15 protein-coding genes are annotated in these 12,815 nt (G+C 61.0%); 1 reads left to right on the top strand and 14 read right to left on the bottom strand.

The window, feature by feature from the left end; genetic code table 11:
* Positions 1 to 108: 108 nt before the first annotated feature.
* The 7 genes from ACTIFK_RS06130 to ACTIFK_RS06100 all read right to left on the bottom strand — a co-directional run bounded on the left by ACTIFK_RS06130 (position 109) and on the right by ACTIFK_RS06100 (position 4,555).
* Positions 109 to 1,164, bottom strand: coding sequence for a DUF4347 domain-containing protein (locus ACTIFK_RS06130; protein WP_439542170.1), 1,056 nt, complete (start codon positions 1,162 to 1,164; stop codon positions 109 to 111).
* A 296-nt stretch (positions 1,165 to 1,460) separates the two neighbouring features.
* Positions 1,461 to 2,228, bottom strand: a complete 768-nt coding sequence (gene arsH / locus ACTIFK_RS06125; RefSeq protein ID WP_439542169.1) for an arsenical resistance protein ArsH — start codon at positions 2,226 to 2,228, stop codon at positions 1,461 to 1,463.
* Positions 2,203 to 2,622 carry an arsenate reductase (glutaredoxin) gene (gene arsC / locus ACTIFK_RS06120; protein WP_439542168.1) on the bottom strand — a complete coding sequence of 140 codons (420 nt, stop codon included), beginning with the start codon at positions 2,620 to 2,622 and terminating at the stop codon, positions 2,203 to 2,205. Before arsC ends, arsH begins: the two co-directional genes overlap by 26 nt.
* 3 nt (positions 2,623 to 2,625) lie before the next feature.
* Positions 2,626 to 3,324, bottom strand: coding sequence for an aquaporin (locus ACTIFK_RS06115; RefSeq protein WP_439542167.1), 699 nt, complete (start codon positions 3,322 to 3,324; stop codon positions 2,626 to 2,628).
* Entirely contained in the window at positions 3,321 to 3,842 is a 522-nt protein-coding gene (locus ACTIFK_RS06110) for an arsenate reductase ArsC (RefSeq protein WP_439542166.1), read from the bottom strand. The genes ACTIFK_RS06115 and ACTIFK_RS06110 overlap by 4 nt, the downstream gene beginning before the upstream one ends.
* A gap of 11 nt (positions 3,843 to 3,853) precedes the next feature.
* Positions 3,854 to 4,189 carry an ArsR/SmtB family transcription factor gene (locus tag ACTIFK_RS06105; protein WP_439542165.1) on the bottom strand — a complete coding sequence of 112 codons (336 nt, stop codon included), beginning with the start codon at positions 4,187 to 4,189 and terminating at the stop codon, positions 3,854 to 3,856.
* 204 nt (positions 4,190 to 4,393) lie between these two features.
* Complete coding sequence (locus ACTIFK_RS06100) at positions 4,394 to 4,555, bottom strand: hypothetical protein (protein ID WP_439542164.1); 162 nt, start codon at positions 4,553 to 4,555, stop codon at positions 4,394 to 4,396.
* 193 nt (positions 4,556 to 4,748) lie between these two features.
* On the opposite strand from ACTIFK_RS06100, the gene ACTIFK_RS06095 reads away from it, so the two are divergent.
* A complete protein-coding gene (locus tag ACTIFK_RS06095) occupies positions 4,749 to 6,566 on the top strand; it encodes a methanol/ethanol family PQQ-dependent dehydrogenase (protein ID WP_439542163.1) in 1,818 nt (605 codons plus the stop codon).
* Between the two features lie 134 nt (positions 6,567 to 6,700).
* On the opposite strand, the gene ACTIFK_RS06090 is transcribed toward ACTIFK_RS06095, so the two are convergent.
* The 7 genes from ACTIFK_RS06090 to ACTIFK_RS06060 all read right to left on the bottom strand — a co-directional run bounded on the left by ACTIFK_RS06090 (position 6,701) and on the right by ACTIFK_RS06060 (position 12,802).
* Positions 6,701 to 7,834, bottom strand: coding sequence for an SRPBCC domain-containing protein (locus tag ACTIFK_RS06090; protein ID WP_439542162.1), 1,134 nt, complete (start codon positions 7,832 to 7,834; stop codon positions 6,701 to 6,703).
* Complete coding sequence (locus tag ACTIFK_RS06085) at positions 7,824 to 8,171, bottom strand: ArsR/SmtB family transcription factor (RefSeq protein WP_439542161.1); 348 nt, start codon at positions 8,169 to 8,171, stop codon at positions 7,824 to 7,826. Before ACTIFK_RS06085 ends, ACTIFK_RS06090 begins: the two co-directional genes overlap by 11 nt.
* Positions 8,172 to 8,233: 62 nt before the next feature.
* A complete protein-coding gene (locus tag ACTIFK_RS06080; protein WP_439542160.1) occupies positions 8,234 to 8,563 on the bottom strand; it encodes a chaperone modulator CbpM in 330 nt (109 codons plus the stop codon).
* Positions 8,560 to 9,483, bottom strand: coding sequence for a DnaJ C-terminal domain-containing protein (locus ACTIFK_RS06075; protein ID WP_439542159.1), 924 nt, complete (start codon positions 9,481 to 9,483; stop codon positions 8,560 to 8,562). The genes ACTIFK_RS06080 and ACTIFK_RS06075 overlap by 4 nt, the downstream gene beginning before the upstream one ends.
* A gap of 199 nt (positions 9,484 to 9,682) precedes the next feature.
* A complete protein-coding gene (locus tag ACTIFK_RS06070) occupies positions 9,683 to 10,771 on the bottom strand; it encodes a site-specific DNA-methyltransferase (protein ID WP_439542158.1) in 1,089 nt (362 codons plus the stop codon).
* Positions 10,723 to 10,902 (bottom strand): hypothetical protein, encoded by a 180-nt coding sequence (locus tag ACTIFK_RS06065; protein WP_291155506.1) that lies wholly within the window; start codon positions 10,900 to 10,902, stop codon positions 10,723 to 10,725. The genes ACTIFK_RS06070 and ACTIFK_RS06065 overlap by 49 nt, the downstream gene beginning before the upstream one ends.
* Before the next feature lie 217 nt (positions 10,903 to 11,119).
* Positions 11,120 to 12,802 carry a methyl-accepting chemotaxis protein gene (locus ACTIFK_RS06060; RefSeq protein ID WP_439542157.1) on the bottom strand — a complete coding sequence of 561 codons (1,683 nt, stop codon included), beginning with the start codon at positions 12,800 to 12,802 and terminating at the stop codon, positions 11,120 to 11,122.
* Between the last annotated feature and the right edge of the window lie 13 nt (positions 12,803 to 12,815).

The following is a 12,815-nucleotide window of genomic DNA, read 5'->3' as shown; positions in this document are numbered from 1 at the left end:
CGTATTGAGAGAAGTGCGGAGCGGATATTTTGTCCCGCTCCGGCAGCCAGTCATACGATCGGGCCTCATGCTGCCGAAGCAACCCCGGGCGGCATATCCCGTCAGAAACTATCGACGCTTCTGCAGAAATTCGATCAGTTTTGATGAGGCATTGTAATATGTATTCGGGAATCTGATGTCTTGAAGCAGCGAATAAGCAAGAACCCGGAATGACACCATGCGTTCCTCGTTCTTGACCTCATACGTAATGGTCAATATTCCGACGAGAATAGCTCCAGGCTTGTCATTAGTCACAAGCGGATGCGCAAAGTCGACCAATTCGACGATCGATAGAGCTTGCCCACCTCGGGCGGAAAATGCCGTCGGGCTATGGGGTAGGTTGCCGACTGGTGTGAAATTCACCGCGCGGATATCAGTCGCTGGTATCTCTTCTACTCCATCAGGAGTCGGGAGGTGAAAAACAGTCATTTCCTTTTCCGCGACGAAAAGTTCTGGGGCCTCCACAGGCTCGACAAAACTGCCCGGTTGAACGACTATGAAGCTACCTGTCCCCCAAATCTGGCTCGGATTGCACCATACGTCGCCAGTCCAGCCGCCCACCGGCTTCCTCAGGGCGTTGGCGACACGCTGCAGGAAGTTGGCACCATCGGTTCCGGCGGCCACCTTACATCCGAATAAGGTAAGCTGGCTTCCGCTTATCCCCTGAGAAACTATAGATCGCCATGATGCTTCATTCGCGACGGACATATATTTGTCTGACGAGCCAACAACCTGACCGGTGCCACACACGATAAGCCCTGGTGCGCCGTGTCCTCCAACTATGCTAAAGGATTCCGAGCCACCTCTGATATTGGAAAACGCCACAGCGGTACTGCCGTGGTCAAAAACGCTCATATTGTTTGTTCTGGCCCAGCCGTTCCTTATGCAGGCCAGGAAGCCGTTGTCTGATCTGGTTGAGTCGACGGAAGCGCGACCGCGCGACAGGATCGATTCCGCGGCAACTGCTGAAACATCTGACTGTCCGCTGCGATCAGTGAGAGTATTTCGCGACTGCGAGTGATCTTCGTGACATTCGCAATTTTCGTGGACGCCGTAAATTTTCGACTCAAGTTTTTCAAGGCGAGTCCGGAGCTGGTCAAGATCAGTGGAAGAAGAATTACTCACTTCAACCTCCCTCACGGTTTGACGGCGTCGCAGGGATAAATTTGTCGGAGCGCAACGCTCCTACGGAGTCAGCAACACCGATAAAGTACTCAAATTAAATATGTTCCATCTACATCTATCACTGTCCCGAGCATTTTCAAGAAAAATGTTCCGCTCACCCATCATTTGATGGCCGCTCCCGTGCCCAGATTTCCGAGCTCGCCATAATGCGCAAGGCGATCGCGCATGCGCTGAAGGAGCATTGAACGAAGTGCCCCAGGGATTGATGACGCGTCCGCTTCTCACTCTCTGTGGACTTAGCTTCGATCTTCATCGGATGCGTCAACGGCCTTCGACAAGTTGACCCGCTTCGAGAGTTGCTCCGCCGTCTCTACGCGCTCGCTATAGCGATCGGTCAGGTGCTGAGAGGCGTCCCGCGTCAGCAGCGTGAACTTGACCAGTTCCTCCATGACATCGACGACGCGATCGTAAAAAGAGGACGGCTTCATGCGGCCCGCTTCGTCAAACTCTTGAAACGCCTTGGCGACAGAGGATTGATTGGGAATGGTCACCATGCGCATCCAGCGCCCGAGCACGCGCATCTGATTTACGGCGTTGAACGATTGCGAGCCGCCGCTCACCTGCATGACGGCGAGCGTTTTGCCCTGTGTCGGTCGTACCGCACCTGAGTTCAGCGGTATCCAATCGATCTGACTCTTCAAGATGCCGCTCATCGCGCCATGGCGTTCAGGCGAGGTCCAGACCTGGCCTTCGGACCATGACATCAGTTCACGCAGTTCGCGCACCTTCTGGTGATCGTCCGGTGCGTCGTCGGGAAGCGGCAGGCCGCTCGGATCGAAAATGCGCGGCTCTGCACCGAGGTGTTCCAAGAGCCTTGCGGCCTCCTGCGTGAGGAAGCGGCTATAGGATCTGGGCCGTACCGAGCCGTATAGCAGAAGGATACGGGGTTTATGCGCCGAGCGCGGAGGCTCCCCGAGTGCCGCCGTATCAGGCCGCTTGAATGCATCGGCGCGGATATTGGGAAGTGTTGGATCGAGCTCAGACAACACGTCGGCCTTTCTCATCGATGACAATTTCGCCGTCTTCCTTCGTGAACGGGCCGATGTCCGGGTTTGGCAGGAGATCCAGCACCGCTTCAGACGGCCTGCACAGCATCGTGCCCTTTGGAGTGACAACGATGGGCCGATGGATCAAAATCGGATGCTGAAGCATGAATTCGATCAGCTCGTCGTTGGTCCATTTGGGATCGGCAAGCCCAAGCTCCTCATAGGGCGTACCCTTCTGGCGCAGAAGCGCGCGCGGCGCGATCCCCATGGCCCGGATCAAACCGGCCAATTCCTCCCGGCTCGGCGGTGTCTTCAGATATTCGACAACGCGCGGCTCCTCGCCGGACTGGCGGATCATGGCCAGCGTGTTGCGGGACGTGCCGCAGGCGGGGTTGTGATAGATGGTGATCATTCACTAGGCCTCGGTGAGAACAGGCTCGGGTTGAGGCTCTGGGCCTGTCATCGCGCGAACCAGGCCAAGCGCAGTTACAGCGCCGGCGAGTTGGGCCACGACAAACAGCGGGACGTTGGCGAGGTTTATGCCCGCAAAGGTATCCGAGAATGCCCGCGCCAGCGTCACCGCCGGATTTGCGAACGAGGTCGAAGCCGTGAACCAGTAGGCCGCCGTGATGTAGAGGCCGACCGATGTGGCGACCGTTCCGGGCTTGAATCGCAGCGTGAGCAGAATGGTCGAGATCAGCCCCAGCGTCGCAACCCATTCTGAAAAGCCTTGCGAGAACCCGCCGCGCGCCTTCATCGACAGTTGATGCAAAGGCAGGTCGAACATCGCGTGTGCCGCGAGAACGCCGAGCATCGCGCCTGCAACCTGCGCCGCGACGTAAGCGGCGGCTTCCCCATTCGATAGATCGCGTTTGATCAGGAACACCGCGGTTACGGCTGGATTGAAGTGCGCGCCGGAGATCGGGCCCAGCATGGTGATGAGGACGACGAGGATCGCGCCTGTCGGCAAGGTGTTGCCGAGCAGCGCGATTGCTTCGTTACCCCCGGCCAGACGTTCGCCCATAATCCCGGAGCCGATGACGGTCGCGAGCAGGAGGCATGTGCCAAACGCCTCCGCCGCAAGCCTTTGTGAGAGAGTCGGTTTCTGCATCATGCACGCTCTGGAGCTGGAGCTTTGTTCCTGCCGATATCGTCAAGCCGCCGCTTGAGCGACAGCGTGTCGAGAGAAGAGAGCGGCAGGTTCGTGAAGATGCCGATGCGCTGATAGAGCATGCGGTGCGTATCGGCGAAGGCGACCCTCTTCTCCGTCTCTGAGCCATCGTACTCGGAAGGGTCCGGCAGGCCCCAATGTGCGCTCATCGGCTGGCCGGGCCAGACCGGGCACGTTTCGTTGGCGGCGTTGTCGCAAACCGTGAACACGAAATCGAGTTGCGGCGCCCCGGCCTGCGCAAACTCTTCCCACGATTTAGATCGCAGCACAGACGTATCGTAGTTGAGCGTTTTGAGCAGCTCCATGGCGAAGGGGTGGACCTTGCCGCTCGGCTGGCTGCCGGCGCTATAGCCTTTGAACTTGCCCACGCCGAGCCTGTTCATGATCGCTTCGGCGATGATGGAGCGCGCGGAATTGTGGGTGCAGAGAAACAGGACGTTGAGCGGTTGCGTATCGGTCATAGCGGGCCTCCCTACTTACACACGGCTTTCGATTTCTTGAAAATCGCCCCACACAGCTCAGGCTGCCCTTGGCAACAGTCCTCGGTCAGATAGGTGAGAAGCTGGCGCATGCCCTCGATATGGATCGCATAGCGAATGAAGCGACCCTGCCGGGTCGCAACGATGAGCCCCGCGTGGTCCAGCTCCTTGAGATGGAATGAGGCTCCCGTGGGGCTGATGCCCACCGTTTCGGCGATCTCGGACGAGGGCACGCCCGAAGGGCCCGCCTTGACCAGAAGGCGAAAAATCTTGAGGCGATGCTCGTGCGCCAAGGCGCTCAGCATATCGACGGCGTCGGTGTCTTTCATAATGCGATACTACAAATAATATTGCAGTATGCAAGCGAAAACCCCGCTGCCGCAGGTCGCACCTACGATCCGGAGAAAACTCCAATGTCGTCTATCGGCCTTAAGGCGAGCGTCAGAGTCCGGTTCCCGAGACGCGGCGGGTGATGTCTTGCTGCACAGTATCCGGCTGCTCGGACACGGCGCGCGTCATGCAGCTGGTCTCGATCAGCGACAGGATGCGGATAGGCTCGCATGCTCGAAGCCCATGCCGTCGTGCAGGTCGCACTCCAGCGCCACGCGTGACTGATCGATGGGGTCGACGAGATACCCCGTCTCGTCGCGGTGCAGCGCAATCACGCCGTCGCAACCATACGATGAATGCGTCATGGCCGGGTGGTCTTGGCAAATTTCGACGCCACCGCTTCCCGAGAGGTCCTGGACTATTCAACCAAACAGTTGACAACTTTTCGTGATCGACTAAGTTCAACTCAGCGGTTGAATAGTCGCACCTGCGCTATTCGCCGCACAAGGGGGGCGCTCCAGTGGTGCTGGCGCCCGTCAATAATCCAGGAGGAAATAAATGAGATTGCGAACACAGGGCGCAGCACTGGCGGTGCTGAGCGCGTTGTCGTCCCAGGCCTTCGCCAACGACGAGGTCTTGAAACTCACCGCGGATCCCGCGAACTGGGCCAAGCAGGAAGGCGACTACGCCAACACGCGCTACTCCAAGCTCGACCAGATCAACACGTCGAACGTCCGGGACCTGAGGGTCGCCTGGACCTTCTCGACGGGTGTTCTTCGCGGCCATGAGGGATCGCCGCTTGTCATCGGCTCGATGATGTACATTCACACGCCGTTCCCGAACAACCTGTTCGCGCTCAATCTCGACGACGAAAACAAGATCGTCTGGCGATACAATCCCAAGCAGGATGCTTCTGTGATCGGGATCATGTGCTGCGACACGGTCAATCGCGGCCTCGCCTATGCCGATGGAAGGATCTTCCTCCACCAGGCTGACAACGCCGTTGTCGCGCTCGACGCAAAGACGGGCAAGGAGGTCTGGAAGGCCCAGAACGGCGACGCCAAGAAGGGTGAAGCCGGAACGATGGCGCCGATCGTCATCAAGGACAAGGTGATCATCGGCATCTCCGGCGCCGAGTTCGGCGTGCAGGGTCACGTCACCGCCTATGATACGGCGACCGGAAAACGTGCATGGCGCGGTTACAGTGTCGGCCCGGACGATCAAATCCTCTTTGATCCGGAAAAGACGCTGTCGCTCGGCAAGCCGGTTGGGAAGGACAGCTCGATCAAGACCTGGACCGGGGACCAGTGGAAAATCGGCGGTGGCACGGTGTGGGGCTGGTTCTCCTATGATCCCGACCTGAACCTCGTCTACTACGGCACGGCCAACCCCTCGACGTGGAATCCCGCGCAGCGCGCGGGACCGGACGGCAAGCAGATCGACCAGAAGTGGACGATGTCGATCATCGCTCGCAACCCGGACACGGGCGTTGCGGCATGGGCTTATCAGATGACGCCCTTCGACGAGTGGGACTACGACGGCGTCAACGAGATGATCCTCGCCGAGCACAAAATCAACGGCAAGACGCACAAGACGCTGGTTCACTTCGACCGGAACGGGTTCGGCTACACGATCGATCGCGCCAATGGCGAACTGCTTGTCGCCAAGCCCTACGATCCGGACCTGAACTGGTCGTCCGGTGTGGAGATGGACAAGTCGAAACCCAACTATGGGCGTCCGACGGTTGTCGCCTCGAAGTCGACGTTCCTAGGTGGCCCGGATGTCAATACCAAGAACATTTGCCCCGCGGCTCTCGGCTTCAAGGACCAGCAGCCGGCGGCCTTCTCTCCTCTGACAGGCCTCTACTACGTGCCGATCAACAACGTCTGCATGGACTATGAGCCCTTCAAGGTGTCGTACACTCCTGGCCAGCCCTATGTCGGCGCGACGCTGTCCATGTTCCCGCCGGAGGGCACGTCCAACACAGGCCATGTCATCGCCTGGGACGCGGTCAAGGGTGAGATCGTCTACAGCCACGATGAGCGTTTCTCGGTCTGGTCTGGCGTGCTTACCACGGCGGGCGGTCTGTTCTGCCACGGCACGCTCGAGGGTTACTTCAAGTGCCGCGACCAGAAGGACGGCAAGGAGCTGTTCAAGCACCGTATGCCCTCGGGCTCGATCGGTAACGTGTTCACCTACGAGCACGGCGGCAAGCAGTTCATCGGCGCCTATTCCGGCGTTGGCGGCTGGGCCGGCATCGGCCTCGCAGCCGGCCTCGACAAGCCGACCGATGGCCTCGGTGCCGTTGGAAACTACGCCGGCCTGAGCGATTTCACGGCTCTCGGCGGCTCGCTCACGCTCTACTCTCTACCTTAGCGCTTCCTCCAAAGTTCATTCGGTAAGAGAGCACCTGGGCCGGCGCAGCGATGTGCCGGCCTTCTTCGTGTTCGAAGCTGTTAGATTGACAAACGAAAGCCCTCCGAATGGAGGGCTCGAAGCGTCGAACCGGATCAGTCGCGGTTCATCGCCTTGCGCTCATCCGTTTCCTCGCCAGCGACATCCGCATCCTTGTCGGGCAGCACGTCCGAGAACTCCGCCAAGCGTTTCCATTCCGCGGCGGGCGGCGGGGGATGACCTGCGTTCGGAACGAACGACGATTCTTCGACGAGCTCCATTTTGTGGACGTACCGCGGGCAATTTCCGAAAACCGCGCGGATATTGACGCGTACGATGAGATCGGCACCGGGATAGCGCTTCAACAAGCGCGCGGATCGATCTATCTCGGCGTTGCCTGAAACGCGGAGCCGGGCTTGTCGCTCGAAGTCGATGAACAGAAGCGCAACGTGCGGATTTTCGGTCAAGTTGCCCACCGATAGAAACATGCCGCTGCCGTCGTAGCTTGGGAAGATGATCGTGCGCTCGTCAACGACGCTCACGAAGCCGCGCGCGCCGCCCTTATACGAGCAGCTCGGCTTGCCCTCGATGTCCGCGGTAGCCAGGAAGAACATGTTCTGATGCGCGATGAAGGCCGCGTCGGATGCTGTCAGAACCGGCTTTACGTTGACGTCCCTGAGGCGGTCGGCAAGGCGGCGCGTGCCGAACTGCTCCTGCACCTCCCTGTGGCTGTCTCGATAGAAGGTGTTGACCGTCGCCAGTTTCGCCGGGGCGGAGAGATCGACATGCGGCTGGAGGGCGGCCTCGAGATTGTCGATGCAGGTGATCCAGTTCTGCCGAGTAATATCGGCTGCGTGACGGCTGGACAGCTCTTCGTGCGTTACGGTGAGCTCGGTCATTTCGTCGCCAAGCGGTCTCAGATTGGCGGTGACAATCGACGGCCTCCCCTTCAGCGCGGTCGCCGCCCCGTCATACGTCCAGCTCATCGAGATCCGACGATCGGGTTCGATCTGACGATAATCGCCGAAAATCGAATAGGGCGCGCCTTCGTTGTCTGTCCCTTCGATACGGTAGCTTCCGCCGGGCCGGAGGTCAGAGGTGACCGAGTTGACCTGTGCGGACCCAGGCGCCAACCACAACGCGATGATTTCCGGCTCGGTCCAAGCGGAGAACACGTCGCGCGCCGACGACTTCAACCGGCGCACCAGGGAAACCGCAATGGGTCCTCGAACCCGCCTGTCACTTGCCATTACGCTTGGCCTTCTTGGCAGCTAGGACAACCTCGAGCTTATCGAGGCTTTCATTCCAGAAGCGATCATAGGCGCCGAGCCAACGGTAGGCATCCTTCAGCGCCTTGCTGTTAAGCGTGCATCGGCGAAAGTTACCCACGACCTCGCGCTCGACGAGGCCAGCGCGCTCAAGCGTCTTTACGTGCTTCGAAATCGCGTTGAAGGACATGTCGAAGGGCGCAACCAGTTCTCCCACGTGGTGGGGACGGCGCCGAAGCATGGCCAGAATCGCTCGCCTCGTCGGGTCCGACAAGGCGTGGAAAACTTCATCAAGATTGGTTTTAGTCTGTTCAACCATTCGTATGAATGTAAATGTTGTTCGGGCTATGTCAACTTGCCCCAGGAGCCAAGCAACGGCCCTTATCCTCGGCCGGTTCCCGAGACGCGGCGGGTGATGTCTTGCTGCACGGTGTCCGGCTGCTCGGACACGGCGCGCGTCAAGGCTCTGAGGTGATGTCGCGCGTCATGCAGCTGGTCGATCAGCGACAGGATGACGGGCAGGCTCGCGTGCTCGAGGCCCATGCCGTAGTGCAGGTCGCACGCCAGCGCCACGCGTGACTGATCGATGGGGTCGAAGAGATAACCCGTCTCGTCGCGGTGCGGCGCAATCACGCCGTCCTCGATCCAGATCATCAGAACGCGTCGTTCGAGGCAGGTGAACTGCGCGATGAGGTCGCCTTCCCGGATCATGTCACGCTCCTTCCACGCGGATGTTGCGGGTGCGTCTTCTCCCACTCGGCCATGAAGTCAGCCAACGCGTCGTCGGCTCCCTCGGGGGGCACAATCTCGATCCTGACCAGGTGATCGCCCCGGCCGCCTTCCTTGCCGCGCGGTACGCCTTTGCCGCGCAATCTCAACTTCGTTCCGTTCTTGACGCGTTTCGGGATCGACAGTCCGACGGTGCCGTCCACGGTTTCGACGCGGACGCTGGCGCCGTTCAACGCCTCACCGAGCGAAACCGGCACCGTGCTTAGAATATCGTAGCCCTCGCGTGTGAAGCGGGCGTCGGGCGTGATCGAGATCTCGACGTAGGCGTCGCCCACGGCGCCGTCCGAACCGGGCCGGCCTTGCCCCTTGAGACGGAGCACCTTGCCCTCGGCGATGCCGGCGGGGATTGCGATGTCGAGGGTTTTTCCGTCCGGCATCGCGATCACTTTGCGGGCCCCGTTCACCGCATCGAGAAAGTCCACCGCCAACGTGTACCGCACGTCTTGTGGCGGCATGCGGAAGGCGCTTCTTTCGCCGCCGCGTCCGCGAAAGAGTTCCGCGAAAATGTCGTCGTCGAAGTCGGCCCCGCCGTCGCCGCGGTTCGCGCTGTGCTGGGAATAGCGCCAGTGTGGATCGGCCTCGGCGTGTTCGCGGTAGAAGTGCCGTTCCGGCTGGCGCTCAGCGCCCGTCTCGTCGATTTCGCCCGCATCGTAGCGCTTGCGCTTGTCGGCATCGCCGATGATGTCGTTGGCGGCGTTGATCTCCTTAAAGCGCCGCTCGGCCTCGGGCTTGCCGGGATGGAGGTCGGGATGCGACTCCTTGGCGGCCTTGCGGTACGCCTTGCGAATGTCGTCCTGGCTGGCGCTTTTCGCGACGCCTAATGTTTCGTAGGGATCGGCCATGCGTCTCATATTCGCGTTCGCGCGCCGCTGGATCGCGACCCGCAGGGCTTGAGACTATGCCACGCTGTCTTGCCCGATCAATGCCTGTGGTTGCGCGGGCAGCAGCACCGTCGACCCGCGCAGCTCAGCCGTGTCTTGGCTCGACGAGGGAGCGCCGGCCAAGCTGCAACATTCGCGAGACGGAGACCAAGGGCGCACGCTACTCCGCTGCAATGAGCGTTGTCGCGGGGCGGGCAGCGGTGAGGCCGAGCTTTACCTTGGCGCGTTCGCGCAGCAGGTCGATCGAATGCAGCTTGCCGCCGCGCTCGTAGTGCCAGAACGTCCAGCCGTTGCACGCCGTCTTGCCTTGCACGACCGCGCCGAGGCGATGGATCGAGCCGCGGCTGCCAGGTACGGCGAGCGTGCCGTCGGCCTTCACTTCCGCGCGCACGCTGCGGCGCTCGTCAAAGAGCGCTGAGCCTGCACGCAGCATGCCCAACTCGACGATGGTGCCGAACGGCACGCGCGGTTCGGCGCGCTTCGACGGCGGCGTTTCGAGGGCGGAGTTCGACAGCGGCTTGACCTTGGCGATGCGTTCCTCGGCGGCCTTGGCGTAATCGGTGTCGCGCTCAACGCCGATCCAGTTACGGCCGAGCTTCTTCGCCACCGCGCCGGTGGTGCCGGTGCCGAAGAAGGGATCGAGCACGGTGTCGCCGGGGTTCGTCGTTGCAAGAAGGATGCGATGGAGAAGGGCTTCCGGCTTCTGCGTCGGGTGCGCCTTGCGGCCGCCGTCGTCTTTCAGGCGCTCGGGGCCGGAGCAGATCGGAAACAGCCAGTCCGAGCGCATCTGCACGTCTTCGTTGCCCGACTTCAGGCCTTCATAGTTGAAGGTGTAGCGCGACTTCTGGTCTGGCGAGGCCCAGATCAGTGTCTCGTGCGCGTTCGTGAAGCGGCGGCCGCGGAAGTTCGGCATCGGATTCACTTTGCGCCAGACGACATCGTTCAGAATCCAGAAGCCGAGATCCTGCAGCGCAGTGCCGAGGCGGAAGACGTTGTGATAGGAGCCGATCAACCAGAGCGCGCCGTCCGGCTTCAGGATGCGGCGGCATTCGGCCAGCCAGCCGCGCGTGAACCGGTCGTACTCCTCGAACGACGAGAACTTGTCCCACGCGTCGTCGACGCCATCGACACGCGTGTTGTTCGGCCGGAGAAGCTCAGTCGAAAGCTGGAGATTGTAGGGGGGATCGGCGAAGACGAGGTCTACGCTTCGATCCGGTAGTCGACGAAGCTCGTCGAGGCAATCTCCCACCAGGATTCGATTTCGGGCCAAAGCCCGATCTCTGGCAAAGCGGCTGCCAACTGCTGCAGGCGCACCTGCACGACGACGCATACCCATTCGACGCAACTCACTGTGAAGAACCACAAATGCCAGGGATCCATGTTCCGAACCCAACGCGACCACAAACCAGTCCCACGGTTAACGGAATCTAAAGATGGGACGTTAAAATTTAGTTAATGGCCGGTTGTCCGGGTAACGATCTCTTAGCATCCCGACAGCGAAAAGACTCGCAAACGTTTGCGGCGAACGAAGGGCGAACATGGGAAATCGCGCCCGCTTGTGACCGGCGCGATCCGATAGAGATTCCAAATCAATAGCTTAGGCTGCGCGCACCATTGTCAGGAAGCGCTCGACCTCGATCTTGAGCGTCCGGCTGTCGCCCGAAAGGGACTTGGCGGATGCCAGCACCTGTGACGACGCCGAGCCCGTTTCCTGCGCGCCCTGGCTCACGGCCGTGATCGACGCAGCGACTTCGCTCGTGCCCTTCGCGGCTTCCAGAACGTTGCGGCTGATTTCCTGCGTGGTGGCGCCCTGCTGATCGACAGCGGCGGAGATTGCGCCGCTGACGGCCGAGATGCGGTTGATGGTCGATGCGATGTCGTTGATCGCTTCGACGGCCTGGCGCGTCGACTCCTGCATGCTCTGGATCTGGCTGCCGATCTCGCTCGTCGCCTTGGCGGTCTGGGCGGCCAGCGCTTTCACTTCCTGGGCGACGACGGCGAAGCCCTTGCCGGCATCGCCCGCGCGCGCGGCTTCGATGGTGGCGTTGAGCGCCAACAGGTTCGTCTGGCCCGCGATCTGGTCGATCAGCTCGACGACGGCGCCGATGCGCTCGGCCGACTGCGACAGCTCGACGACGTTCTTGTTCGTCTTGGCCGCCTGACGGACGGCTTCCTCGGCGATGGTGCTGCTTTCTTCGACTTGACGGCCGATCTCGAGGACGGTGGACGACAACTGCTCCGATGCGGCGGCCACGCCCTGGACGTTGACGGACGTCTGCTCGGAGGCGCTCGCGACGGTGCCCGATAGCTCCTGGGTCGAGGCGGCGTTCATGGTGAGCTGCCCCGCGGCGGATTCAAGCTGGCTCGAAGCGGCCGAGACGGTATCGACGACGCGGCCCACGCTCTCCTGGAACTGGTTGGCGAGGCGGAGCATGTCAGACTTGCGCTGGGCGGCCATGCGCTTTTCGCTTTCGGCCTGCTCGCCGCGCAGACGCTCGGCTTCCAGGATATTCTGCTTGAAGATCAGGACCGCGCCGGCAATTTCGCCAAGCTCGTCGCCGCGTTCCGTCCCGAAGATGTCGCTTTCGGTGTTGCCGCCCGCGAGATCGAGGATGGACAGCTTCATGCGCTCGATGGGTCGCGTCAGGTTCGTGATTACGAGCCAGATGCCGGCGAGCATGGTCAGGATGGATACAAAACCCGTAATGACAGCCGTGCGAACCGCTGCGGCGCGCGCGCGATCGGACGCTTCCGTCGTGGCGGCGACATAGGTTTCGTAATGGCCTGAGAGCGCGCGCAGCTTGTCGTTCAGCGCTTTGCGGTTCGAGCGGTTGGCATCGTTGTCGCCGAACTGGCGTGCAGCGGGAAGGGTCTCCTCACGCGCAATGCGGACCAGCTCGGTGCGGAAGCCGATGAATTGGTTGATCGTGGTCTCCGCGTCGGTGAAGTCGGCGCGGTTCTCAGGCTCAAGCGTGGCTTCCCAGAGTTGCGTGACCTGCTGGAGGTCCTTGGCGCTTTTCAGGATGCCGGTGCCGTACCCCTCAGCCGAGGCCCAATCGTTCGACATGTAGACGCCGCGCGAGTCCATGACGATGGCGTAGACGAGGCCGTTGATGCGCTCAAGCAGGGTCTGGCCGGTCTTGGCGCGCATGGCTAGCTCCTGGGCCGCGCCTTGCGTCGACAGGCTGAAGTACGAGAGCCCCGCGCCCGCGACCGGGATCAATGCCAGGAACGCAATAAGCGCACCGGCTTTGTATTTGAGTTTCAGCTGATTGAGCATCTTGGACCGTCTT

The organism is Hyphomicrobium sp. (assembly GCF_051860585.1).
Lineage (GTDB): Bacteria > Pseudomonadota > Alphaproteobacteria > Rhizobiales > Hyphomicrobiaceae > Hyphomicrobium_C.
Note: the sequence above shows the minus strand (reverse complement) of the source record. Positions and strands in the feature narration are given on the sequence as shown.